Annotated in this window: 25 protein-coding genes; 16 read left to right on the plus strand and 9 right to left on the minus strand. The window is 71.8% G+C overall.

The window, feature by feature from the left end:
- Positions 1–219: 219 nt before the first annotated feature.
- On the minus strand, positions 220–987 hold the full coding sequence (locus ADK52_RS14540) for a dienelactone hydrolase family protein (RefSeq protein ID WP_053690207.1): 768 nt from the start codon (positions 985–987) through the stop codon (positions 220–222).
- A 398-nt stretch (positions 988–1385) separates the two neighbouring features.
- On the opposite strand from ADK52_RS14540, the gene ADK52_RS14545 reads away from it, so the two are divergent.
- The 3 genes from ADK52_RS14545 to ADK52_RS14555 are packed head-to-tail and all read left to right on the plus strand — an operon-like array spanning position 1386 to position 3505.
- Entirely contained in the window at positions 1386–1748 is a 363-nt protein-coding gene (locus ADK52_RS14545; RefSeq protein ID WP_053690208.1) for a MarR family winged helix-turn-helix transcriptional regulator, read from the plus strand.
- Complete coding sequence (locus tag ADK52_RS14550; RefSeq protein ID WP_053690209.1) at positions 1745–3178, plus strand: MFS transporter; 1434 nt, start codon at positions 1745–1747, stop codon at positions 3176–3178. Before ADK52_RS14545 ends, ADK52_RS14550 begins: the two co-directional genes overlap by 4 nt.
- A gap of 33 nt (positions 3179–3211) precedes the next feature.
- The gene (locus tag ADK52_RS14555; protein ID WP_053690210.1) at positions 3212–3505 is read left to right on the plus strand and encodes a DUF1330 domain-containing protein; all 294 of its coding nucleotides are present in this window, start codon (positions 3212–3214) and stop codon (positions 3503–3505) included.
- Positions 3506–3678: 173 nt separating this feature from the next.
- Here the strand turns inward: ADK52_RS14555 and ADK52_RS42370 are convergent, their stop codons facing one another.
- From ADK52_RS42370 to ADK52_RS14565, 3 genes are all read right to left on the minus strand, one after another.
- A complete protein-coding gene (locus ADK52_RS42370; RefSeq protein ID WP_159045952.1) occupies positions 3679–3822 on the minus strand; it encodes a hypothetical protein in 144 nt (47 codons plus the stop codon).
- Between the two features lie 159 nt (positions 3823–3981).
- Positions 3982–5259 (minus strand): MFS transporter, encoded by a 1278-nt coding sequence (locus ADK52_RS14560; RefSeq protein ID WP_078988327.1) that lies wholly within the window; start codon positions 5257–5259, stop codon positions 3982–3984.
- Positions 5260–5457: 198 nt separating this feature from the next.
- The gene (locus ADK52_RS14565; RefSeq protein ID WP_078988328.1) at positions 5458–6069 is read right to left on the minus strand and encodes an orotidine 5'-phosphate decarboxylase / HUMPS family protein; all 612 of its coding nucleotides are present in this window, start codon (positions 6067–6069) and stop codon (positions 5458–5460) included.
- Here ADK52_RS14565 and ADK52_RS14570 point away from each other — a divergent pair.
- The 4 genes from ADK52_RS14570 (at position 6002) to ADK52_RS14585 (ending at position 9521) form a co-directional block, all read left to right on the plus strand.
- On the plus strand, positions 6002–7261 hold the full coding sequence (locus ADK52_RS14570; RefSeq protein ID WP_053690212.1) for an SLC13 family permease: 1260 nt from the start codon (positions 6002–6004) through the stop codon (positions 7259–7261). The genes ADK52_RS14565 and ADK52_RS14570 overlap by 68 nt on opposite strands.
- 5 nt (positions 7262–7266) lie before the next feature.
- A complete protein-coding gene (locus ADK52_RS14575; RefSeq protein ID WP_053690213.1) occupies positions 7267–7788 on the plus strand; it encodes a universal stress protein in 522 nt (173 codons plus the stop codon).
- A 205-nt stretch (positions 7789–7993) separates the two neighbouring features.
- Positions 7994–9085 carry a DUF5954 family protein gene (locus ADK52_RS14580; RefSeq protein ID WP_053690214.1) on the plus strand — a complete coding sequence of 364 codons (1092 nt, stop codon included), beginning with the start codon at positions 7994–7996 and terminating at the stop codon, positions 9083–9085.
- A 31-nt stretch (positions 9086–9116) separates the two neighbouring features.
- Complete coding sequence (locus ADK52_RS14585; RefSeq protein WP_053690215.1) at positions 9117–9521, plus strand: hypothetical protein; 405 nt, start codon at positions 9117–9119, stop codon at positions 9519–9521.
- A 103-nt stretch (positions 9522–9624) separates the two neighbouring features.
- Here ADK52_RS14585 and ADK52_RS14590 read toward each other — a convergent pair whose 3' ends face one another.
- The gene (locus tag ADK52_RS14590; protein ID WP_053690216.1) at positions 9625–10635 is read right to left on the minus strand and encodes a helix-turn-helix domain-containing protein; all 1011 of its coding nucleotides are present in this window, start codon (positions 10633–10635) and stop codon (positions 9625–9627) included.
- Between the two features lie 70 nt (positions 10636–10705).
- On the opposite strand from ADK52_RS14590, the gene ADK52_RS14595 reads away from it, so the two are divergent.
- From ADK52_RS14595 to ADK52_RS14605, 3 genes are all read left to right on the plus strand, one after another.
- A complete protein-coding gene (locus ADK52_RS14595; protein ID WP_053690217.1) occupies positions 10706–11344 on the plus strand; it encodes a DJ-1/PfpI family protein in 639 nt (212 codons plus the stop codon).
- 99 nt (positions 11345–11443) lie between these two features.
- The gene (locus ADK52_RS14600; protein ID WP_053690218.1) at positions 11444–12094 is read left to right on the plus strand and encodes a maleylpyruvate isomerase family mycothiol-dependent enzyme; all 651 of its coding nucleotides are present in this window, start codon (positions 11444–11446) and stop codon (positions 12092–12094) included.
- A 121-nt stretch (positions 12095–12215) separates the two neighbouring features.
- On the plus strand, positions 12216–12725 hold the full coding sequence (locus ADK52_RS14605; RefSeq protein ID WP_053690219.1) for a GNAT family N-acetyltransferase: 510 nt from the start codon (positions 12216–12218) through the stop codon (positions 12723–12725).
- 276 nt (positions 12726–13001) lie between these two features.
- Here the strand turns inward: ADK52_RS14605 and ADK52_RS14610 are convergent, their stop codons facing one another.
- Complete coding sequence (locus ADK52_RS14610; protein WP_053690220.1) at positions 13002–13553, minus strand: YceI family protein; 552 nt, start codon at positions 13551–13553, stop codon at positions 13002–13004.
- Positions 13554–13795: 242 nt separating this feature from the next.
- Positions 13796–14425 carry a hypothetical protein gene (locus ADK52_RS14615; RefSeq protein WP_053690221.1) on the minus strand — a complete coding sequence of 210 codons (630 nt, stop codon included), beginning with the start codon at positions 14423–14425 and terminating at the stop codon, positions 13796–13798.
- Between the two features lie 220 nt (positions 14426–14645).
- On the opposite strand from ADK52_RS14615, the gene ADK52_RS14620 reads away from it, so the two are divergent.
- The 4 genes from ADK52_RS14620 (at position 14646) to ADK52_RS14635 (ending at position 20429) form a co-directional block, all read left to right on the plus strand.
- Positions 14646–18380: a S8 family serine peptidase gene (locus ADK52_RS14620; protein ID WP_053690222.1), complete on the plus strand. Its 3735-nt coding sequence runs from the start codon at positions 14646–14648 to the stop codon at positions 18378–18380.
- Positions 18381–18517: 137 nt separating this feature from the next.
- Complete coding sequence (locus tag ADK52_RS14625; protein WP_053690223.1) at positions 18518–19510, plus strand: helix-turn-helix transcriptional regulator; 993 nt, start codon at positions 18518–18520, stop codon at positions 19508–19510.
- Complete coding sequence (locus ADK52_RS43670) at positions 19507–19719, plus strand: hypothetical protein (protein WP_053690224.1); 213 nt, start codon at positions 19507–19509, stop codon at positions 19717–19719. The genes ADK52_RS14625 and ADK52_RS43670 overlap by 4 nt, the downstream gene beginning before the upstream one ends.
- A gap of 143 nt (positions 19720–19862) precedes the next feature.
- The gene (locus ADK52_RS14635) at positions 19863–20429 is read left to right on the plus strand and encodes a hypothetical protein (RefSeq protein WP_053690225.1); all 567 of its coding nucleotides are present in this window, start codon (positions 19863–19865) and stop codon (positions 20427–20429) included.
- A gap of 91 nt (positions 20430–20520) precedes the next feature.
- On the opposite strand, the gene ADK52_RS14640 is transcribed toward ADK52_RS14635, so the two are convergent.
- Entirely contained in the window at positions 20521–21114 is a 594-nt protein-coding gene (locus tag ADK52_RS14640; RefSeq protein ID WP_053690226.1) for an MBL fold metallo-hydrolase, read from the minus strand.
- Positions 21115–21273: 159 nt separating this feature from the next.
- On the opposite strand from ADK52_RS14640, the gene ADK52_RS14645 reads away from it, so the two are divergent.
- A complete protein-coding gene (locus ADK52_RS14645; RefSeq protein WP_053690265.1) occupies positions 21274–22182 on the plus strand; it encodes a GlxA family transcriptional regulator in 909 nt (302 codons plus the stop codon).
- A gap of 51 nt (positions 22183–22233) precedes the next feature.
- Here ADK52_RS14645 and hemC read toward each other — a convergent pair whose 3' ends face one another.
- The gene (gene hemC, locus ADK52_RS14650; protein WP_053690227.1) at positions 22234–23169 is read right to left on the minus strand and encodes a hydroxymethylbilane synthase; all 936 of its coding nucleotides are present in this window, start codon (positions 23167–23169) and stop codon (positions 22234–22236) included.
- 191 nt (positions 23170–23360) lie between these two features.
- On the opposite strand from hemC, the gene ADK52_RS14655 reads away from it, so the two are divergent.
- Positions 23361–24134, plus strand: coding sequence for a class I SAM-dependent methyltransferase (locus tag ADK52_RS14655; RefSeq protein WP_053690228.1), 774 nt, complete (start codon positions 23361–23363; stop codon positions 24132–24134).
- Positions 24135–24207 lie beyond the last annotated feature (73 nt).

The raw sequence follows: 24207 nt of genomic DNA on the forward strand, positions 1-24207 counted from the left end.
CGGACAGAGGTACGACCCGAGCCGACCCGAGCACGCGGCAACCGAAGTGCGCCCCGCTCCCGAGTTCGGTCACCGGTTCGATCGTCACGCCGTACCGCCCTTCCGGTACTGCCGCAGTAAATGCGGTATCCACTGCGGTAGTTGTGAACACGTCTCCGCGATCGAGCAAGGCACCGCCCGAATGCGTTTCTGCTGTGCGGACTTGAGGGGAGTGGACTGTCAGTGCCCGGGGCCAGCATGCTTCCCTGGGCCATGCCCCAGATCCTCCGTCACGGGCAGACACTCGGCGAGCAGGTCGACGACGTCGCTCCAGGCTCGCTGCGCGTGCCGTGGGTGGTAGCCGACGCCGGGGACCACGGGGTGGCCGACCGGCGGGTGATGGAAGGCGTGCAAGGCGCCGCCGTAGACCACGAGGCGCCAGTCGACGCCCGCGGCCTGCATCTCAGCGGTGAACGCGTCCCGTTGCGCGGGCGGCATGATCGGGTCTTCCGACCCGACCCCGGCCCACACCGGGCAGCGAATGCGCGCCGCCTCGCCCGGTCGGCCCGTGGTAGTTGCGTTGACCGTCCCGATCGCGCGCAGGTTGACGCCGCCTCGCCCGAGTTCCAGCGCGATGGCGCCCCCGGTGCCGTAGCCGATGGCCGCGATCCGGTCGGGGTCGGTCCGGGGCTCGGTGCGCAACTCGTCGAGTGCCGCGTGGCCGATGCGCCGCATCCGGTCGGGATCAGCGAGCAGGGGCAGGCAACGGGCCAGCATCTCCTCGGGGTCGCCCAAATAGCGCCCGCCGTGAAGGTCGAAGGCCAGCGCTACATATCCCAGCTCGGCGAGAGCATCGGCCCGGCGGCGCTCGACGTCGCTGAGCCCCATGCCCTCTGGTCCGAGCAGCACCGCGGGCCGGCGGTCGACACCGGCCGGGAGCGCGAGGTGCCCGATCATCGTCAAACCGTCGGCCGGATACTCGACCGTACGCGTCGTCATCGCCGTCATGAGACTGGACTGTAGTGATCGTCGAGCCCGGTCCGGCCGCTGTTCTGCCGCTGGCAGAACAGCGCGGGCATCCCTCTGAAATACGGCGAGAGCCCACAAGAACCGTCACGAACCCCGCCCCCGCGGCAGCGCTATCGCATCACCTGCCCGGGCCACGGTATTGGAGGCCGGCCCTCGCAGCAGGATTCCGGGGCATACCGGCCCGCTCCCGTGAAGGGCGTCACCAGTGCCCAAGGGGCACGCCGCCCGCGTCAGTCGGCCATTTCCATAAACTGTGAATATAAAAGTGCTATGCTTCGAGCATGAGTCGTCAAGACACCGCTCCCGGCGCGTCCGCCGCCATCGGGGCAGCCCTCTACGGCCTGGCCACCAGGGCCGCGAGACGCCTGCCCCGGGACATGAGCCTGACGTCCGCCGCCACCCTGGCCACCCTGGACCGGACCGGCCCGCGGCGCATCACCGATCTGGCCGCGGTCGAGGGCGTCACCCAGCCCGCAATGACCGCCCTGGTCCGGGTGATGGAGGAGTCCGGCCTGGTCGAGCGGCGGGGCGACGCGTCCGACAAGCGGGTCACGCTGGTGTGCCTGACCGAGGCCGGCGCCTCCTACGTCCGGACGCGGCGCCAGGCGGGCGTCCACGCGTTCGAGCGGTTGATCGGCGGGCTCGCCGGCGACGAGGTCGAGGCGCTGGTGGCGGCCCTTCCGGCGCTGAAGCATCTGGCAGAGCTCGAAAGCCAGGACCGCGAAGGGCCGAAGCAGTGACCGGGCAGCCGGTCGGCGGGGTCTCGGTGAAGGCGTTCCCGGTGGCGCGTTCCGAGGCGCGGCTGCTGGCCCCCGCCCTGATGTTCGTCGCCCTGGTCGTGGCGGCGGTCGCCAGCCTCGGGACGCCGCTCATCACCAGCGTGGCGACCTCGTTCCACGTCTCGCTCGGCAGCGCGCAGTGGACGCTGACCATCGCGCTGCTCAGCGGCGCCGTCGCCACGCCGGTCCTGGGCCGGCTCGGAGCCGGCCCGCACCGGCGGGCCACGATCCTCGCCACGCTGGCGGTCGTCGTCGCCGGCAGCGCGCTCACCGTGCTGCCGCTGCCGTTCGCGTGGCTGCTGGCCGGCAGGGCGGCCCAGGGCGTCGGGCTCGGGCTGACGGCGCTGATGATGGGCGTGGCCCGGGACCACCTCCCCGAGGAGCGCAGCGCGGCCGTGATCGCCCTGATCTCGGTGGTCTCGATCATCGGGGCCGGCGTCGGCTACCCGCTGGCCGCACTGCTCGCCGAGCTCGGCGGGGTACGGGCCGCCTACGGCCTCGGCCTGGTCGTCACCGCCGCCGCCCTCCTGACCGCGTGGCGCTCCATGCCCGAAGCCCCCGAAGGCCGCTCCGCCCCCGTGGACGTGGCAGGCGCGGTCGTCCTGGCCGCTGCGCTGCTCCTGGTGCTGTTCCTCGCCGGCGAACGGAATCTGTGGAGCCGGCACCTCGCCGTGGCGGCGGGCCTCGCCGTCGTCGCGGTGGTGCTGCTCTGCGTCTGGGCCGTCATCGAGCTGCGCAGCACGACGCCCCTGGTCGATGTGCGGGCGGTGCGGCACCCGGCGGTCGCCGGGGCGAACCTCGCCATGTTCGCCGGCGGGATCGGCATGTACCTCCTGCTCACGCTCATCACCCGGTACGCGCAGACGCCGCACGGCGCCGGCTACGGCTTCGGGCTGACGACCTTCGTCGCCGGGCTGGTCCTCATCCCGTTCTCGGTGCTGGGGTTCGTCGCCGGCAAGCTCACGCCGCGGGTCCGGACGCGGATCGCCGACCCCCTGCTCCTGGCCGGCAGCGCCGTCGTGGTCGGCGGCGGGTTCGCCCTGTTCGCGGCGGCCCGGTCGGACCTGGCCGAACTGTTCGCGGCGATGGGCGTGCTCGGCTTCGGCGTCGGCGGCTTCTCGGCCGCGATGCCCGGCGTCATCCTGGCCGTCACCCCCAAGAGCGAGACGTCGAGCGCCATGAGCTTCAACTACGTCGTCCGCAGCGTCGGGTACTCCCTGGGCAGCGCCATCGGCGGCCTGATCCTCGCCGCGGGCACCGGCCCCGGCCACCTCTTCCCCGACGACAACGCCTACACCACCGCGGCGCTGGTCGGCATCGGCGCCATGGCGATCACGGCGCTGGCAAGCCTCGCTCTCGCCCGCCGACGCTCGTCCGAGACCAACCCGTAAGTCAGATGCACTCATCCGAACACTGGAGGTTCCATGCCCAAGGGCTACTGGGTCAGCGTCTACCGCACCATTTCAGACCCTGAGAAGCTGGCTGCTTACAACAAGCTGGCCCCTGCGGCCGTCAAGGCCGGGGGCGGCCGGGTCCTCGCCCGCGGCGGTCGGGTCGTGGCGCATGACGCCGGAATCGCCGAGCGCACCGTCCTGATCGAGTTCGACAGCTTCGAGCAGGCCGTCGCGGCGCGCGAGAGTGCGGCCTACCAGGAGGCGCTGGTCGCCCTTTCCGACGGCGTCGAGCGCGACTTCCGCATCGTCGAAGGCATCGACTGACCGAGGTCCGGTCAGATCTTCACTGAAGAGCCGCACAGCGGGGTGAAGTCGACGTCGAGCTTCGGGTCGTGCCTCGGGCTGGATGCCGAGTCCGCGGGTCCTGTACTCGCCGAACCGGTTGATGTGCTGGAAGAACCGGTTGAACGACTCGACCTTGTTGGTCGCCGTGGTCTTCAGCCGGTTGACAGCGTCGTCCCGTCGCTGTCACGGTCCTCCAACAGCCGCATGAGCCCCGCCCGCCGAGCAGCGCTCATGCGGTCGTGGATGCCCGTACCGATCGAGGCGTTCACCTCAGCCTTGGCCTGGTCGTACGTCACTCCGGCCTGCTCGCGGACCGGGCCCCGGTAGTGCTTGGCGGTCCGCTCCGCCCGTTACGCCGGCAGCGTGCTCTGGGTGACGGCCGACGGGCGCTCAGGGTTTCAAGATCATCCCGTTGCCCCCTTCGGCACGTATCTCGGTCACACCCCGGGAGAGATCTACTGCGAGATTCCCTCGCGCTGCCGCTCGGAGGCCCGTGACGTTTCCGCTTCTTCCTTCACCCGGGCGATCCGCGCGTTGTTCAGGACCGGCAGCACCATGAAGGCAGTGACGGCCATGGCCGCTCCGCCTGCGTAGAAGGAAGCCGGGATCCCGAAGGACTTGGCCACCAGACCTCCGGCGATCCCCCCGACGCTGAAGGACCCGACCGCGAGGGCGCGGTACACGGAAGTGACCCGTCCCATCAGTTCGTTCGGGACGATCTGCTGTCGCAGTGTGACGACGTGGATGGTCTGGATGAGGACGGCGAATCCGTCGAGTGCCATGAACACGACCGTGACGGCCGGGTTGACGGCCAGGCCCATGCCGGCGGTGGACGCCGCCGAGACCAGGTTCGTGACGAGGATCAGCGTGCCGGGCCGGAGCCACTCCCCGACCTTTCCGGCTGCCATACCGCCCGTGACCGCGCCGACGGCACCTGCGGCGAGCAGGACTCCGTACCCGCTCTCCGATACCCCGAGTTCCTCCTGCGCCAGCAGCACGAGGATTCCGTAGCTCGCCGCACTGGCCGCATTTCCCACCGCGGCCACCAGACTCATCGCCCGGAGTGTGGGCGACGACCAGTACCACCGGGCACCGACGCCGATGTCCTCCTTGACGCACCTCACCGTCAGCGGCTCGTACTCCGCCTCCTGGCGGTGCTTGACCGCTGCCGGGATCAACGCGAGCAGACCCACCGCGGCCAGGTAGCCCGCCGTGCCCAGGGCGAAGGGGGCGAATGCGGCGGCAGCGAAGAGGAATCCGCCGACCGGGGGCCCGACGAATTCGTTGCAGATGACGTAGGTGGTCTGTAGTCGGCCGTTGGCCCAGGCCAGGTCCTTCGACTCGACGAGCGTCGGTAGCCACGCGGCTGTCGAACTGTCGTACAGGGTCTCGGCGGTGCCGATCGCGAAGAAGACCACGTACAGCAGCGACATCGACATGCTGTCGGAGACCACCGCGACCAGCAGGGTCGCGAAGGCCGCCGCGCGGATCCAGTTCGCCGCCTGCGTGACGCGCCTGCGGTCGAGCCTGTCGGCCATGGCCCCCGATATGAAGGCCAGGAACAGCCAGGGAGCCCGCTGCACCACCGTGATCCCGGCGATCAGCGCGGGGTCACGGGTGATGCTGGCCGCGAGCAGTGGTGCGGCAGCCAGACTCACCCCGTCCGAAAGGTTCGACGTGGCCGTCGCCAGCCACAGTCTTCGGAATTGCCTGACATCAGATACGGGTTTCACTTAGGTTTTTTCCTTGCACGGGGCCACGTCGGTCCATTCACCATTGACCGTTGATCATGGTAAGCGGGTGGTGTGCCCCGAGCTCCTGCAGCAATTGCCCGAAGCCGCGGATCAACGCGCGGAGGGGCGGCGATCGTGTTGCGGACGAAGAGGTCCGCCTCTGCGGCCGCCACGGTCCTGCGAGCACCGGGACGGCCATCACCCGTCCGCCGCCAGGTCGGCGCGGGCGAGCCGTACCGCGGCCACGGGGTCCGGCGCTCGGGTGACCGATCTGCCCAGGACGATGTGTGACGCCCCCGCGGCGATGGCGGCACGCGGCGTCCCGGGTCGGGCGTGCTCGGCCCGCTCCTCACCGGGCAGCGTGACGCCCGGCGTGACGATCAGGGAGCCGGCACCCAGCACGCCGCGCAGCTGCGCGGCTTCCTGCGGAGACGCGATCACGCCGTGGCACCCGGCCCGGTGCGCCAGCCGCCCCAGCCGCAGCACTTGCTCCTCGGTCGAGGCGTCGACCCCGACATCCGCGAGGTCGGAACCGGTCATGCTGGTGACCACGGTCAAGGCGAGGACCCGCAGGCGCGGGAAGTCGCGGGCCGCGGCAACAGCCGCGGCCATGATGCCGGTGCCTCCCCCGCTGTGCACCGTCACCATCGACGCACCCAGTGCGCCTGCGGCACGGACCGCGCCGGACCTGCCGGAGCCTCGTCGTTTGCCGGAGCATCCGCCGACCGGGAGAAGATGCGGTGTGAGTACCGCTCTCGCGGAGGCCCTCTCCGCCGTTCTTCTCGTGGTCGTGCTGGCGTGCGCGGTCATCCGTCCCTTCGGCTGGCCGGAGGCCGTCGTCGCCGTCCCGGCCGCCGGTGCCGTCATCGCCACCGGGGCGATCTCGCTGGACCACGCGGCAGAGGAGGCCGCCCGGCTGGGGCCGGTGATCGGCTTCCTGGCGGCCGTACTCGTCCTGGCCCAGCTGTGCGACGACGAGGGGCTGTTCCACGCCTGCGGCGCGTGGATGGCCCGCACCGCGGCGGGACGGCCGCGCCGCCTGCTGGCGCAGGTGTTCGCCCTCGCTTCGGTGATCACCGCGGTGCTCAGCCTGGACGCCACCATCGTGCTGCTGACCCCGGTGGTGTTCGCCACCGCCGCGCGGCTCGGCGCCCGGTCACGGCCGCACGTGTACGCCTGCACCCACCTGTCGAACACCGCCTCCCTGCTCCTGCCGGTCTCCAACCTCACCAACCTGCTGGCGTTCACCGCCAGCGGACTCAGCTTCACCCGGTTCGGCGCCCTGATGGCCCTGCCCTGGCTGGTGGCCATCGGCGTCGAGTACGTCGTGTTCCGCCGGTTCTTCGCCACCGACCTGGACGCCGGCTCAGCCGCCCCGGCCACCGCCCCACCGAGCGAGGCACCGCTGTTCGCCCTGGCCACGGTGGCGTGCACACTGGCGGGGTTCGTGGTCACCTCCGCGGTCGGCATCGACCCGGCCTGGGCGGCGTTCGCGGGCGCCACCGTCCTCGCCGTACGCGCCCTCGCACGGCGCCGCACCACCCCGGCCGCCATCGTGCGCGCCGCCGCGCTGCCCTTCCTCGCCTTCGTCCTGGCCCTCGGCATCGTGGTCCGCGCCGTCGTCGACAACGGCCTCGATTCGGCCCTCGGCCGGCTGATCCCCGACGGGACCGGCCTGCCGGCCCTGCTGGGCATCGCCGCGCTGGCCGCCGTACTGGCCAACATGATCAACAACCTGCCCGCCGTACTCGTACTGCTGCCGCTGACCGCCCCGTCCGGGCCCGGCGCGGTCCTGGCCGTGCTGCTCGGGGTGAACATCGGCCCCAACCTCACGTACGCCGGCTCGCTGGCCACCCTGCTGTGGCGGCGCATCGTGCACGCCCACGACGCCGAGGTGGAGCTGAAGGAGTTCACACGGCTCGGCCTGTACGCCGTACCGGCAAGCCTGGCGGCCGCGGTGCTGGCACTGTGGGTCTCCCTGACCGCGATGCAAGGAGGCTGAACCCCATGGCCGTGCTGGTCTGGATCGCCGAGGGCACCTGGCCCGCCTGTGTCGACGCCGCCCGCGACCACGCTCCCGCCGGCGCGGACGTCGTCCTCCTCCACGTCACCCCGGTCGACGTCGCCGGCGCGGCGCACGGCGCGTTCGCCGGCCTCCTCGGCCGCGGCCACCCCGAACGCGATCCCGGCACACGGCTGGAACACCTGGCCGCCGCCTCCGCCGATCAACTCCTCGCGGACGCCGCACGGCGGCTGGGCCGCCCGTGCACCCGGCAGGAGCGCACCGGCCGTGCCGAGCGGGAAGTCGTGGCCGCCTCCGCGGGTGCCGACCTGCTGGTCCTCGCCCGTGACGGCGACCGCACCCACCTCGGACCCCGCAGCCTCGGACCGGCCGGCCGTTTCGTCGTCGACCACGCGCCGTGCCCCGTCCTGCTGGTCTGGCCCGAGACGGCGCCCGGCAGCGCCGCGATCCCGCCCCCGCAGCCGTCTCCGCCGCCCCCGCCGCCGCGGGCCCCGGAGCACCGGTAGGCGCTGCTCCCCCGCGCCGGTCGCCGCTACTCGACGGCATCCGCCGCCACCGGAATCGCTCCTCCACCCAGGTCGCTCACACCACTCGCGTCACTCACCGCGCGATCATCGCAGGGCGCCCGCACCTTGCCACACGTGGCTTCCCGGCGGGTACGGAACCGGAGAATCCGGGGCGGGGCCGTGTGCGGATCTGCAGGATGGGCGCATGGACCGTGGGGATGTGGGGCGGCCGGCCCGATCGCGGCCGATGGTGGTGCGGGTGCCCGTGGAGCCGGTGGAGGCCGCGGCGGAAGCCGACGCGGTCGAGGCCAATGCCCGGGCCGGCGATGTGGTCGTACGCGGACCGGTGTTCGGGGTGGCTGTGCAGGGCGCCGGGGACGGGCCCCGCTGGCGGGTGGTGAGCGCCGTCACCGGCGGGTGCCCGCAGCAGGCCCGCGACAGCATGAACTCCCTGTTGTGGTTCCGCGCGAAGGACGATGCGCACGACCGGGCGGAACGGCGCGCCCTGCTCGCGGCGGTCGCCCGCCTGGACGTCGAACGGGTCGACGAAGTCGCCGTGGCCGGGATCCGGTACCGGATCGTGCGCGCCGAGGAGTACGCCGTCACGGGCCCGGACGGCATCGAAGGGCCGCGCCCGAGCGATCCGGAACCGCCCGTCCCGGACTGGTCCCGCGGCAGCGCGGGCCCGGACGTGGACGACGACCTGGTACTGGATCCCGACGCTCCGGTCACCCCGGCCCAGGCCGTCGAACAGCTGGCACTGCGCGGCCTGTCCTACTCCGGCGGCCGGTTCCCCGAGGACGTGCGCTCCGACGCGCAGCGGGCGCTGGACAGCCATCCGGACGTACTGCTGCTGCCGCCGTCGTTCATGATCGTGGAGCGTTCCGCGGGCGGCTGGACACCGGTCAACGGCCCGCACACCAGCGCGCACTCCGCCCGCAAGGCCCTGGACTTCTCCCTGACGTGGATGTGGCCGCGGATGCGCGGTCTCATCGCGTACGACGCCGACATGCACAGCGACGCCCGTACCGTGACCGCCGCCGGCGCGGGCTCCACCGGCCCGGCGGCCGCGGAGCTGGCCGAGTACGCCGCGGCCGCCGACAGGCTTCGGGCCGGGTGCCGCGTCAACCGGGTGGAATTCCAGGGCAGCATGTACGAGATCGCCCGCACCCGGCGCCTGGTGCGCTGGGGCGTCGACGGCCCCGAAGGCCCGCGCCCGTCCGACGTCAACACCCAGGACCCCACACGGCTCCACCCCCCGCTCGACGAGGACGGCCGGGTCCTGCCCGAGCGCTGAACCCGGGAGGGGCGGCGGGTAGGCTCCCCGGATGTTCTGGAAACGTCTGGGGGAACGGGGCCCGGCGGCGGGCGAGAGCGCCGTCGCGGGCGCGGAGCGCGCCCCGTCGGCCGAGGAGGCGGAACCCGTGGTGCTCGCACCGCCGGAGCCTTGGGACCCGGCCGCTCCGGTCGCCCGGCTCCCGGTCACCAACAGCGGGCGGAGCCCGCTGGAGCTCGTACTCGAACCGTACTGCTGGAGCGAGTGGCTGGAGCCGGGCGCCAAGGTCACGGTGGTGACGGTGGGCGACGCGGACGCGCAGCGGCCGTGGTCGGGAACCAAGGCACCGGATGAGCCCTTTGAACTGGACTACTATCCGGACCAGTTGGTGGTCTGGCCCAACGGCCGTCTGGTCCTGATCCTGGACCCTGCCGGAAACGAGTTGTACCGGTTCTGAGCCACTCCTCAAGGCGGTCCGCACCGCGCCGGAGCCGGGGCCCGGGCGCACCCGGACACCCGTCCGAGGCACCTCCACGACACCTCCACGACAGCCTCGCCGGTCAGGCTTCCGCGTTCACCGCGTTCACCGCGTTCTCGCGTGCGGCGTTGCCCGGTGCGTCCCGGAACTGGCGCCGGTAGGTCGAGGGGCTGACGCCCATCGTCTTCCGGAAGTGGTGACGGAAACCGGCGACCGTCAGGCCCACCCGGCCGGCCACCACGTCGAGGGGCTGGTCCGCGGATTCCAGCAGCACGGCCGCGGCCCGGATCCGCTGGTCCGTGAGCCAGCGTCCCGGCGGCAGGCCGGTCGCGTCGGCGAAACGGCGTTCGAACTGCCGTACCGACAGGTGTGCGACGCCGGCCAGTTCACCGACGGCGAGGCGCCGGTGCAGGTTGTCCAGTGCATGGCCCATGGCGCTGCCGATGGGGTCGTCCGCGGGGGCCTCGCCCACCACGGGACGCTCCGCGAACTGGGCCTGGCCGCCCTCGCGGTGCGCCGCCACGACCATGCGGCGCGCCACGCGGGCGGCGACGGCCGAGCCGTGGTCCTTGCGGACGAGGTGCAGGCAGGCGTCGATGCCCGCGGCGGTGCCGGCCGCCGTGATGACCGAGCCGTCGTCGATGTAGAGCACGGATGCGCTGACCGTGACCTGCGGATATCGCGTCCGGAGCAGCTCGGCGTGCCGCCAGTGCGTGGTCGCCTCCCTGCCGTCCAGGAGACCCGCGGCGGCCAGCGCGAACGCCCCGCTGCAGATCGACATCACCCGCGCTCCTCGCGCGTACGAGGCGCGCAGCGCGTCCAGAACGGCGGGGGGGACGTCACGGGGTACGTCCGCCACTCCCGGGACGATGACGGTGTCGGCGAACCGGAGCCGGTCCAGGCCGTGGTGCACCACGATGTCGAAGCCGCCCACGACCCGGTGCGGTCCGGGTGTCTCGGCGCACAGCTCGAACCGGTACCAGCCGTCCACGTCCAGCTCCGGCCGTGGGACCGCGAAGACCTCGACGACCGTGGCGAGCTCGAACGGCGCCATCCCGTCGAAGGCGAGGCAGGCGATCCGGTGATGAGGCATGACGGGATCCTAGCGGTGCTCGACGTTTACGACACTATCAGCGGAGCCCGTCCACCCGGAGTCTGGTGCCATGAACCGTGACACCCTTGCCCCGCTCACCTTCGGCATGCTCGTCTTCGACGAGGTCGAAGTCCTCGACATGGGAGGCCCCTTCGAGGTCTTCAGCACGGCCGGCCGACTGGCCCGTACCGCCGCCGACGAGCCCCTGCTGCGCGTCGTGACGGTCGCGGCGGCCGCTCGGCCGGTCCGCGCCCGGGGCGGACTGAAGGTCGTACCGGACCACACGCTCGACGAGGACCCGCCCTTCGACGTCCTGGTGATCCCCGGCGGGGTCACCACGGCGGTCGAAGAGAACGCGCAGGTCATCGACTGGCTGGCCCGGCGCCGCAAGACCTCCGCGCTGACCTTCAGCATCTGCACCGGCGCCTTCCCGCTGGCCGCCACGGGCGCGCTGAACGGTCGCCCGGCCACGACCCACTGGGAGGACCAGGACGAACTGGCCGACCGCTGGCCGGACATCCGGGTGCGGCGCGACGTGCGGTGGGTCGACGACGGTGACATCGTCACCTCCGCGGGAATCAGCGCGGGCATCGACGCCAGCCTCCACATCGTCGGGCGCCTCTACGGTGTCGAACTCGCCCGCCGCACCGCTCGCCAGATGGAATACACCTGGAACCCCGGAGACACCCCCGGGCACGGCGTTCGGTGAGCGGCCCCGGCTGACCGTACGGCCCGTCAAGAACCGGAACGGCGGTCCCGGGTTCGCCTACTGCGCGGGGATCGTTCGGCTGGCTGCAGGCTTGATCGCATGGAGAACCCGACATCGCACAAGGGCAGGAACGCTGAGGTCAGGGCGTGGATCGCGGCGGAACGCGAGGAGCTGGCCGACCTGCTCGACGGCCTGCGACCCGATCAGTGGGACGGGCCGAGCCTCTGCACGGGATGGCGGGTCCGTGAGGTCGCGGCCCATATGTCGATGGGGTTCCGGCTCTCGCTGCCGGGGACCCTGGGCGAACTGGCCAAGGCGCGGGGGAACCTGCACCGGATGACCGACCGTGTCGCCCGCAGGGACGCGGCCGTCCATTCCACCGCCGCGCTCGCCGCCTTTGTGCGCGAGGGTGCGCACCACCCCTGGACGCCACCGGTCGGTGGGTTCGCGGCGGCGCTGGGCCATGACGTGGTGCACGGACTGGACATCACCGTCGCCCTCGGCCTCGACCGGCGGGTCCCCGAGGACCGGCTGCGCGTGCTGCTCAACGGGATCCGGCCCAGCGGCCTGAGGTTCTTCGGCGCCGACCTCTCCGGAGTGCGGCTGTGCGCCGAGGACTTGGACTGGTCGTACGGATCCGGCTCTCCCGTGTACGGCGCCGCCCAAGACCTCCTCCTGCTCGCCTTCGGCCGCAGGCTGCCGAGAGGCCGGCTGCGGGGAGAACCCAGCAGCCGCTTCACCCTCGCCTGACCCCGGCCACGCGGGCATCCTGCGCCGCTGCCCTGCGGAGTCTCGGCCGGGAGCATGAGCGTTCGGCGTCGCCCAAGACAGCTGCCGTGCGACGATCTTCGGTGAACCCGAGGAGGAGCCCGTGAGGTTGCGCAACGTGTCGCCGGACGATGTCGACGCCTATGTCCGGATGCGATGCGATCCCGTCATGATGGCCGACCTCGGCGGACCGCAGCCGCCCGAGCAGATGGCGGCCAAGGTGCGCCGGGATGCCGAGCAGGCGGCCGCCGACCTCGCTTGGTTCAAGATGATCGTCCCCGATCCGGCCGCTCCCGAGGTGGTGGCAGGGACGGTGAACCTCTGGTCCCACGATTGCGATCAGGGTCCGGTCTCCGAGATCGGCTGGATGGTTCTGCCCGAGTTCCAAGGCCAGGGGCTGGGCAAGCGTGCCGTCCGCGCTCTCCTGGAGCTGGCCCGGGATGAGGACCGCTGGGGCATCGTGCACGCCTACCCGGCAACGAGCAACGCCGCCTCGAACGGCATCTGCCGCTCGGTCGGCTTCCGTTTCGTCTCGGAAGCCGAGGTGACTTTCGCCGGGAGCGTCTTCAAGAGCAACCACTGGTCCGTGAACCCGAAGACGGACCTGACCTGACCGGTCCGTCGGCTGCGGAGATGAGCGAAGCCGTAAGCGCGCGCCACCGGGCTCCTTCGGGGCTCCTTCGTTGCGGGGGGGGGCGATGACCACGAACGTAGCCTAGGGAGTCTGGGCGGTGCGATCACCCGAGAGGCAATCGCACCGCATCGAGGAAACCCGTCGCGGAACGCAGCACCCGTCGGCCACCTGTGTGGTCGTGCCGCCGGCCCGGCGTGCCGGGCGGTCGGGCGGTCGAGCGGTCGAGCGGTCGAGCGGTCGAGCGGTCGGGAGCCGCTAGCCCTGCTTGATCGCGGAGATGTCGAACTCCAGGACGACCTTGTCGCCGACCAGCACGCCGCCGCCTTCCAGGGCCGCGTTCCAGGTCACGCCGTACTCCTTGCGGGAGATGGTCACCGATCCCTCCAGGCCGACGCGCAGGTTGCCGTAGGGGTCGACGGCATTGCCGGTGTACTCGAAGTCGACGGTGACCGGGCGGGTGGTGTCCTTGATGGTGAGGTCGCCGGTGACGCGGTATTCGGCATCCGAGCGAGGCTCGATCGAGGTGGTGCGGAAGGTGATGTCGGGGAAGCTGGGAGCGTCCAGGAAGTCGTTGGTGCGCAGGTGTTGGTCGCGCTGTTCGACGCCGGTGTCGATGCTCTCGGCCTTGATCACCACCTGGGCGGTGGATCGGGCCGGATCGGCGCCGTCCAGATGGGCGGTCCCCTCGAACTGGTGGAACGCGCCGCGGACTTTGGTCACCATGGCGTGGCGGGCGACGAAGCCAATGCGGGTGTGGGCGGGGTCGAGGACGTAGTCCCCGGTGAGCTCAGAGATTCCGACGGGCATGGTAGGGCTCCTCCGAAAGACCGGGATCCTGGCGACGGTACGCCCGGATCGTTCCGGACCCACGCTAGGGCCCGGCCGATTCCCGTCCCGGCCGGACGCACGGAGCGGGAGAGTGCACTCTGACCGGCTGCCTCGGGCCATCGCCTTGCTGCTGCCGGCCTTCCTCACCCTCACGGGCGGGCCACGAGCCGCCGAGCGGACAAGCCGACAACCGGACAAGCGGACGACCGCCGACGAGCATCTCAGCCACGGCTGTCCGGCAGCGGGGCGGATATGACCAGGCCCTCGTCAAGCTTCCCGACCAGGGCCGCGGCCACCGGCGGAGCGCACTGCTCGGCCCACCGGCCGACGGAAGCCAGGAAGGCGACGAGTTCCTCCTGAACGGAGCCCAGGAGGTCGGGCAACCGGGCCCGGGGAATGTCGATGGGGAGCCCCTCGGTGCGGTCCGCATCGGGCCACAGCCGGATGGTCTCCCCGACGTGCTCGACGCGCGGCGTCGGATCGTGCCCGAGCCAGGGCCGCTCGCCGTCGGCCAGGACGAGCCAGTCCCGCCAGTTCTCCAGTCCGAAACAGCACCCGGGCAACGCCGTAACCCCGGTGGCGGTGTCCCGGATCCTCAGACCACCGGGAGCGGCGACACACTCCGCTGTCACCAGAGCGCGGATCTGCTCCGCACCGTTCTCGGGCGCGGGGACTCCACCCTCGCCGTCCTCCTTGTCGTAGTCCGTCAGGATCGCCATGGCCGTGCCGACCTGCCGCGGCGACAGCTGTCCGGACAGGGGCAGAAGGCGGTCTACGGACGGTTCGGCGATGGGCCACAGGGTGAAGCCTGTGGCCCCGTAGGTCTCCAGTACGGCATCCATGATCAGCACTCACACAGTGTCCCTCGGCCACTGGCTCAGGAACGGCGACGGCCCAGGTGGTCGGCCACGGCCCAGGTCGTCGGCCACGGCCACGTGACGGGCAACTGTCCCGGCACGCCGCCGCCTTGCCCGGATTCGCGCGGTTCACGGCTGGCGAATCCTTGCCATGGCGAGGACTTGCCGCCGTCAGCCCTTCACGTCGGTGTTACCGGGCGGATAGACCCATGGCATGTCCTCCCCCTCTCAGGCTTCCGCCTTCCGGCGCAGGCGCTGGCAGCTGCTCTCGGCCGCCGGCGTGGTGCCGCTGCTGGCGTCCGGGCTCGCCGTTCTGCAGACGCCCGCTCAAGCCGCTCCGAGCAAGCCCCCCGTTCCCGCCCAGCCCTCGGCGACCCACGAGGTCACCCTGGTCACCGGCGATGTCGTCACGGTCACCGCGATGGCCGACGGCCGGCAGACCGCCGACGTCAAGCGGCCCGCCGGCGCCGTCGGCGGCGTGAAGGTCCAGCAGATCAAAGGCGACTTGTTCGTCATCCCGGACGAGGCGGTGCCACTGCTCGGCACCGACAAGCTGGACCGGCGGCTGTTCAACGTCACCGATCTGATCGAGATGGGCTACGACGACGCGAAGTCGGCCGCGGTGCCGCTGATCGCGACGTACGCCCCGTCGAAGTCCCGCTCGGCCGGCGAGCCGACGGCCCCCCGCGGCAGCAAGCTGACCCGCGACCTCAAGGGCATCCGCGGCGCCGCGCTCAGCACCGAGAAACGGCAGGCCCGTACCTTCTGGACCGACGTCGCGCCGCGGGGCAGCACGACGCTGGGCGCGGGTGTGGCGAAGCTGTGGCTCGACGGTCGCGTGAAGGCCAACCTCAAGGAGAGCGTGCCGCTGATCGGCGCGCCCGAGGCCTGGGCGGCCGGGTACACCGGCAAGGGCGTCAAGGTCGCGGTGCTCGACACCGGCATCGACGTCAACCACCCCGACTTCGCCGGCCTGATCGACGGCACGGCCAGCTTCGTCCCGGGTGAGGGCGTCACCGACGTCAACGGGCACGGCACGCACGTGGCCGGCACCATCGTCGGCTCGGGAGCCGCCTCCGGCGGTGTCAACAAGGGCGTCGCCCCCGGCGCCGACCTGGTCGTCGGCAAGGTGCTCGGCGGCCCGGAGGGCTCCGGCCAGGACTCCTGGGTCATGGCCGGCATGCAGTGGGCCGCCGAGTCCGGTGCGGACGTCGTCAACATGAGCCTCGGCGACTCCTATCCGACGGACGGCAGCGACCCGATGTCGCAGGCCGTCGACGCACTGTCCGCGCAGTACGGCACCCTGTTCGTCATAGCCGCCGGCAACGCCGGCCCGGAGAGCATCTCCGCCCCGGGCGCGGCCGCCTCGGCGCTGACCGTGGCCGCCACGGACAAGCAGGACCAGCTCGCGTCCTTCTCCAGCACCGGCCCACTGGCCTACTCCGGCGCCATGAAGCCGGACATCGCGGCGCCCGGCGTGGACATCACCGCGGCCCGCTCCCAGGAGATGAGCGGCGGCGGCGAGGGCCTCTACCGCACCCTCAGCGGCACTTCCATGGCCACCCCGCACGTGGTCGGCGCGGCGGCGATCCTGGCCCAGCAGCACCCGGACTGGACCGGCGCCCGGCTCAAGGAACACCTGATGAGCACCGCGAACGGGCTGGGCAACCGGTACTCGCCGTACGAGGTCGGCACCGGCCGTCTCGACGTGGCCGCCGCCGTGCGCACCACGGTCCGCAGCACCGGATCGCTCTTCTTCGGCAACTACACGTGGCCGCACGAGCCGAGCGACGCCGCCGTCACCAAGGACCTGACCTTCACCAACTCCGGTTCCGCCGACGTCAGGCTGAACCTGGCACTGACCGACGACGGCGGCCCGTTCAAGCTGGGAGCCGCCACCGTGACCGTCCCCGCGGGCGGCACCGCCGTCGTCCCGGTGACCGGTGACCCGCGAACCGCCCCGGCAGGCCGGGACGTCGGCTACGTGATGGGCACCGACGCGACCACCGGGAAGCCGGTGACCCGCACCTCCGTGGCCCTGCTCAAGGAGGAGGAGCGCTACGACCTGAACATCAAGCTGGTCGGCCGGGACGGCAAGCCCGCCGCCGGCTGGGCCACGGTCAACCTGGCCGGTGACCTCTGGCCGTGGTCGGTGTACGTCGACGGCCAGACCACCCTGCGCATGGCGCCCGGTACGTACACCGTCGCGGCCTATCTCGACGTGGCCGGCGAGGACGCGGACCGCTCGGGCCTGGCCGTGATGGTCGACCCGGAGACCCTGCTCAAGGACCGCTCCGCGGACGTGGTGCTCGACGCCCGCAAGGCGCGCCTGCTCCAGACCGAGGCGCCGCAGCGCACCGAGGACCGCCAGCGCAAGGTCGACTTCAACGTCCACTACAAGGGCCTCGACCCGTTCACGGACTTCCGCAGCGGGTACGTGGTGCCGCCGACGTACGACGACGTGTACGTCTCGCCGACGGAGCCGATGACGCAGGGCGAGTTCATGCTGATCACCCGCTGGCGCAAGGGCGAGCCGCCGCTCACCCTGAGCGCTCTGGGCGGCCGCCTGGGCTTCGAGGCGCTGGTACAGGCGGGCAGCGCGCTGGGCACCGCCACGGACAAGCTGGACACGGTCTACGCGGGCAACGGCGCGGCGGCCGCGTACGAGAAGGTCAGCGCCAAGGGCAAGGCCGTCGTCGTCGAGCGCAGCGACGCGGTCTCGCCGCAGGCGCGCGCCGAGGCGGCGGTCGCGGCCGGTGCGAAGGCCCTGATCGTGGTCAACGACGGTGTCGGCGCCCTGATGGAGTACGTCGGCGAGTCGGCCATCCCGGTCGCCACCGTGCACCGCGACGCGGGCAGGACCCTCATCGCGATGGCCAAGACCGGCGCCTTCGAGCTGACCGCGAAGCAGACCGAGTACACGCCGTTCGTCTACGACCTGACCCGGGACTACCCCGGCCGGGTGCCGGACCGGGCCCTGGTCTACAAGCCGACCCGGGGTGACCTCGCCCGGATCGATGCCCGCTACTACTCGGCCGCGCAGGGCGGGGCGGCGGAAGGCTACCGTTCCGACTTCACCCTCAACCCGTCGTTCAACCTCCCCGAGCGCGAGTGGCACCCGGGCACCCGTACCGAATGGGTGACCCCCGGCCAGGTCTGGAGGGAGTTCCACGCGCAGGGCGTCGAAGGCGCCATGCCGTGGGTGATGGTGTCGGGCGACAACACGTACGCCAAGGGCAGGACCACCCGTCTGGACTGGTTCGCCCCGGCGATCCGCCCCGGCCAGGGCGAGTCCTTCGGCGTGTACAACTCCCGCTGGCAGAACCAGATGACGTGGAACGTGCAGGCGTGGGCCTCCTCCAGCGACACCATGCGGCTGGGCGGCTACCTGCCGTGGGGCGAGACGCCGACCCACCTTCAGGTCTTCCAGGGCAAGACGCTGATCCATGACAATCCGCACAGCACGGACATGCAGTGGATCGAGGTGCCGAAGGGCAACCTGCCCTACCGCGCCGTCCTCGACGCGGAGCGGCCCGGTGACCTCTTCCGGCTCTCGACGCGCACCCACACCGAGTGGACCTTCATGTCCGACACCGTCGACTCCGACTTCTTCGAGCGGTTCTCGGTCCTGAACCTGGACTACAAGCTGGAGTCGGACCTGCACGGCGACGTCAAGGCCAATGCGGAGCAGCGGATCGCGCTCAAGCCGGTGTCGATGGACGGCGGCACCGTGCCGGGCACCGTCAAGTCGGTGAAGCTGGACGTCTCGTACGACGACGGCGCCACCTGGCAGAAGGTGACCCTGGCCAAGGGCGCCGACGGCTACTGGAAGGGTTCGTTCAGGACCGCGAAGAAGCCCGGCGGCTTCGTCTCGGTCCGCGCGGGCGCCGAGACGAACAGCGGCTACAGCGTCAAGAACGAGATCATCCGGGCGTACGGCCTGCGATGAACCGCACCGTCGGGCCCCGGGGAGGCGACTCCCCGGGGCCCTTCCCGTCGCAGTTGCTGCCGGCAGGGACTACTCATGTCCTGCCGCCGTGGCGCATACTCTCCCCGCTGTCGCAAGCGGAACGGAGTCGGTCGTCGATGCTGGATGTGCTGGGCCTCGAACCCGATGACGAGCGCGTCTACCGGGTGCTCCTCGGGCTGCCGGACTCCACCGCGATGCTGCTGTCGGACCGGCTCCTCGTACCGCGGGCCGACGTGGACACGGCCCTGTCCCGGCTGGTCGGGTGGGGACTGGTGATCAGGTCGGCGGACGAGCGGTTCACCGCCGCGCCGCCGGCGATGGCACTCGGCTCTCTCATCAGCCAGCGCCGGGACGGGCTGCGCATGGCCGAGCAGGCCCTGGTGACCTTCGCCGAGGAACACCGGGCGGCGATGACCGGGAGCAGCATCAACGATCTGATCGAGGTCGTCACGGGCGTCGACGCCATCGGTCACCGCTTCCTCCAGGTACAGCACGCGGCCCGCAGGCAGATCCGCACCTTCATCACCGCACCGTTCGTCGCCGTGCCCCCCGACGAGAACACCGCCGAACCCGTGGCCCTCGGCCGCGGCGTGCGGTTCCGGGCGGTTTTGGACCGGGCCGCGCTGGCAGAGCCGGGCATCGTGACCGATGCGATCCGTTCCCTGCACAACGGGGTGCAACTGCGCGTCGCCGACCAGCTGCCGATGAAACTCGTACTGGCCGACGCCGACCTCGGCCTCGTGCCGCTCGCGGTCACACCGGACGGGGAGCCCGGCGCCGTGCTGCTGCACCGCAGCGGTCTGCTGGACGCGCTGGACGCGCTGTTCGAGACGGTATGGCGCACCGCCCATCCCCTGGAGCTGTCGGGCACCGGCGGAGCCGCCGAGACCACCGTCGAGCGCGGGCAGGAGGGCCCGACCGACCTGGACCGCAGGATCCTCGCGCTCCTGCTGGCCGGTCTGACCGACCAGGCGGTCGCGACCCAGCTCGGTGTGTCACCGCGCACGCTGCAGCGGCGCCTGCGCCACCTCATGGACCTGGCCGGCGTCCGGACCCGGATGCAGCTCGGCGGTCACGCCGTCCGGAACGGCTGGGCGGAGCCGCAGTGAAGCTCCTGCGCCGCGGGGGCCGTCTCCGCTCTCTGGTCCGCCACGAATACGTACTGACTCCCCTGGGGCGCTCCCTGCGCCCTGTGATCGTCACGCCGGCCGCGTGGGGCAACTCCCGCCTCGCGCCCAGCGGCGCCCTGCGCGACCGCTACACGAACCGACCGGCAGCGGGTGCGGGTCCCGACGGCATCGCCCCCTCCGCCACGTAGCACTGCGAAGGACGTGTCGAAGAGCCTCCCCCGCCCGGGGGAGGCGGTCCCTCCGTACGGGGGAAGCCGCGGACGGGGCGAGCTGAGAGGTTTGACGGCAGCGGGTGAACGTCCGATTCCCCGCTCTCCGTGGAGGATTGATCATGCGCAGGCTCACCACGACCGTCGCACTCGTCGCCTCGGCCCTGGCCCTCGTAGCCGGAACCGCCGGGGCGGCCGGGGCCGCCGGGGCCGCCCCCGTACCAGTGCCCGCCGAGCACCTCACCCTGCTCAGCTGGACCCTGCTCAACGAGCACGGTCCGGGCGCCAACCCCGGCGAGCGGCTCACCGCCTGGGTGGAAGCCCGGAACGTCGACGGCCGCACCCGCGGGCACGCCGTCGTCCAGCACGTGTTCATCGGAGAGGGCACCGTTCGGGTCGAGTTCGACGTCGACTGCCTGAACACCGACGGTGGCGCCGTCACCGTCACCGGGCCGGTCGCCACGGCCACCGTCACCCCGGTCGGCGGAGGCCCGGCGACCACCGGGCCGGCCGGCTGGCACCCCGAGACAGGTCTCACCTTCTACCCGGCCGACGAGCACGGCGAGCGCCGGGTCGGCTGGGCCGGCGCCGACCTGTCGGACCCGAGCAAGCCCGGCCGGGCCACCCAGTGCGCCCCGGTCCCGGCCGGCCTCTGGGTCATCGGGGGCCGGACCGTCGTCCACAAGTGACGCCCGGGGCCGTTCTCCAAACGCCCGGAGGCTCAGGTGGGTGAGGTCGGCGACCTGAGCCGAGCAGTCGTCAGCCCAACGGAACCAACCGCTACAGCGGGGTGTTGACGTCGGCTTCGAACGGGCCGCCGTGGCCCGGCACGATCAGGTCCGCCGCGGCCAGCACCCGCAGCCGGGAGGCGCGCAGAACCTCGCGGTCCGGAGCGACCGGGTCGTCCGCCGGACCGTTCGCGTGCCACCACAGGTCGCCGGCGAAGGCCACCACGCCCGCACCGGTGCCCGCCAGCAGTGTGATGTCCTCAAGGCTGTGGCCCGGGGTGCGGATGAGACGCAGCGAGGGGGTGAGTTCGTAGCCCTCCGCGTCCCGGTTCCGCCACTGATCGGCGAGGTATTCCACCTTGTGGTCATGCACCCGGGCACGGCCGAAGAGGCCCACGTTCATGGTGTTGTCCGGGTGGTGGTGGCTGAGCACCACGTCGGTGATGTCCTCGGGCCCGAGCCCCAGCTCCGCGAGCGGGACGAGGATGTCGTCGTGGCTCGCCACCATCCCCGGGTCGAAGATCACGTGCCGTCCCGCGTCGTGTACGTAGGAGACGGTCGCGGCCACTCCGGGACCGGTGGATCCCACGTAGCCGGTGGTCAGGATCTTGTATGCGGCGCTGCGGCCGAGCGGTGCGTCTGTCATGGCCTCAATCCTTCCGGGAGCGGCGGCAGTTCACGAGTGGCAGAGATGCCTCTCATCGCAGCTTTCGTGCCAACCGTGTGCCACACTGCGCTCGTGACCGTGACCGTGACCGTGCCCCCGTTCAAGACCGTCGCCGCGTACGTCCCTCCCGGCGTCGGCATGCTCGCCGTGGGCATCGTCACCGAGGTGTTCGGTCCCCACGGAGCAGCGGTACCGGGCTTCGACTTCGCCCTGTGCGCCGACCGGCCCGGACCGGTCTCCACGGACTGCGGCGTCCCCGTCTCCATCGCGCACGGCCTGGACCGGCTCGCCTCGGCCGACCTGCTCATAGCCCTGCCCGGGGCCGGATTCCGGACACCACCCGCACCCGCCGTACTCGACGCGCTGAGGGCCGCGCACGGGCGCGGCGCCGTGGTCGCGGCGCACTGCGTCGGCACGTTCGCGCTCGCCGCCGCCGGACTGCTCGACGGCCGGCGGGCGACCACCCACTGGCGGTTCGCCGAACTGCTTGCCGGCCGCCACCCGCACGTCACCGTGGATCCTGACGCCCTCTACGTCGACGAAGGGAGCATCGTCACGGGCGCGGGCGCCGCGGCGGGCTTCGACCTGTGCCTGCACCTGCTGCGGCGCGAGCACGGCGCCGCCCTGGCCAACGCGATCGCCCGGGACATGGTGCTGCCCTCCCACCGCGACGGCGGGCAGGCCCAGTACCTGGCCGCGCCCGCCCCCGAGAACGGCCGGGACGAACGGCTCGCCGAGGTACTCGCCTGGGCCCGCGAGCACCTCCACCAGCCCCTGCCCGTCACGGAACTGGCCCACCGCGCCATGATGAGCAAACGCTCCTTCGCCCGCCGCTTCAGCGCCGCGACCGGCACCACCCCGCACGCCTGGCTGCGCAGCCTGCGACTGAGCAGAGCCGAGGAACTCCTGGAAACCACGGACCTTCCGGTCGAGGAGATCGCCCGCCAGGTCGGCTACGGGAGCGCCGCAGTGCTGCGCGAACAGTTCGTACGACGCCGAGGCGTCCCGCCCCGCTCCTACCGCCGGGCCTTCACGCGCACGACGTAGCGACCGGACCGAGCCGGGCCGCGCCGTGCCGACCCGGGCCGCGCCGTGCCGTCAGTGGGCGATGCCGTCGATGAGTTCTCGGGCGCCCTGCCGCAGGAGGGCGACGGCGACGGAGGTGCCGAGGGTGGCGGGGTCGAGCGGGCCGGCCCATTCGTGTGCGCGCAGGATCCGCTTGCCGTCCGGGGTGAAGACTTTCGCGTACAGCGCGAGTTCTCCGTCGCCCTCGCTGGAGGCGTATCCGGCGATCGGGCTGTTGCAGTGGCCCTGGAGCACGTGGAGGAACATGCGCTCCGCGGTGGCTTCGCGGTGGGTGGCGGGGTCGCCGAGGGCGCTCACGGCTTCGATCAGGGCGGTGTCGCCCTCCCGGCACTGGAGGGCGAGGATGCCCGCGCCGATCGGGGGGCACATCGTCTCGGCGGACAGGATTTCGCTGATCACGTCGGGCCGGCCGATCCGCTCCAGCCCGGAGACGGCCAGCAGCAGGGCGTCGGCGTCCCCGGCGGCGAGCTTGTCGAGCCGGCTGTTGGCGTTGCCCCGGATCGGTACGCACTCCAGGTGCGGGTGTGAGGCCGCGAGCTGGGCGATGCGGCGGACCGAGGAGGTGCCGATGCGGGTGCCGGCCGGCAGCTCGTCCAGCGCGAGCCCGTCGGGGTGGACGAGGGCGTCGCGGATGTCGTCCCGCTTGAGGAAGGCGGCGAAGGCGGTCCCGGCCGGGAGCGGCCGGTCCGCGGGGATGTCCTTGACGCAGTGCACGGCGAGGTCGGCGCTCCCGTCGAGCAGGGCCGCGTCCACTTCCTTGGTGAAAGCCCCCTTGCCTTCGACGGCGGCCAGGTCCCCCATCCACTTGTCGCCGGTCGTCTTGACCGGCACCACCTCGGTGGCGGTGCCGGGATGGAGCGCGGCGAGTTCCGCGCGGACGCGCTCCACCTGGGCGAGGGCCATGGGCGAGTCGCGGGAGACGATGCGGATGAGTTCAGGGGCTGACATGCGGCACACGATAGCCCTCCTGACGCGGGCTCAAAAACCAGCCGATACGATCATCTCGGCACAGGAGAACGGCAGTTGAAATCCTGGCGAGGCGCGACGACCCAGCGGCCGATGCCCCCCCTTGCCCGTCATCCGGCACATCGCGGAGGAATTCCGTTGCCGGATCCCGTGGGCGTCCCTAGCCTCCGGACATGACCGCTGCCCGGTACGACGAGTTGGTTTCCGCCGCGATGGCCGCTCCGATCGAGGGGTGGGACTTCGGCTGGCTGTCCGGACGGGCCGAGGGCTCGGAACCGTCGTGGTCCTATCCGGCGATCGCCCGCGCGCACATCGCCACTGCCGATCGCCTGCTGGACGTCGACACGGGTGGTGGCGAGCTGCTGGCCTCGCTCCGGCCGTTGCCCCGGCTGACGTGGGCGACCGAGGGCTGGCTGCCCAATGTCGCCATTGCGCGCGATCGACTGGAACCGCTCGGGGTCACGGTCGTGCCGGCCCCCGACCGGGCGCAACTGCCCCTTCCGGACAGGTCGATCGACCTGATGCTGAACCGCCACGGAAGTCTGGCCGCGCCCGAAGTCCATCGCACGCTGCGCCCCGGCGGCACGCTGGTGACACAGCAGGTGGGCAGCCGAGACTGCGCCGGCCTGAACGAAGCCCTCGGCGCCACGGCCGCGCACGAGCCGGACAGCTGGACCCTTCGGACGGCAAGTGAGGCCCTGTGCGCGGCGGGCCTGAGGCTGATCCGGGCGGAGGAAGAGTTTCCGGTGCTGACCTTCTACGACATCGGCGCCGTGGTCTACCACCTGCGCCTGGTCGCTTGGCAGATCCCCGACTTCGACCCCGAGCGCTACGAAGCCGCGCTGCGTCGCCTCCACCATCGGATGCGCTCCGAAGGACGTCTCGACGTGCGTGCGCACCGGTTCCTGATCATCGCCGAGCAACCGGACGCACCTGCGGCGCCGTGAATCGCGCCGTGTGACCACGGCGGCCGCTTTTACCTCAGCGTTGAGATGGTCAACCTTGAGGCGAATGGGGCGC

Source organism: Streptomyces sp. WM6372, assembly GCF_001279655.1.
In the GTDB taxonomy this organism is placed as follows: Bacteria; Actinomycetota; Actinomycetes; order Streptomycetales; family Streptomycetaceae; genus Streptomyces.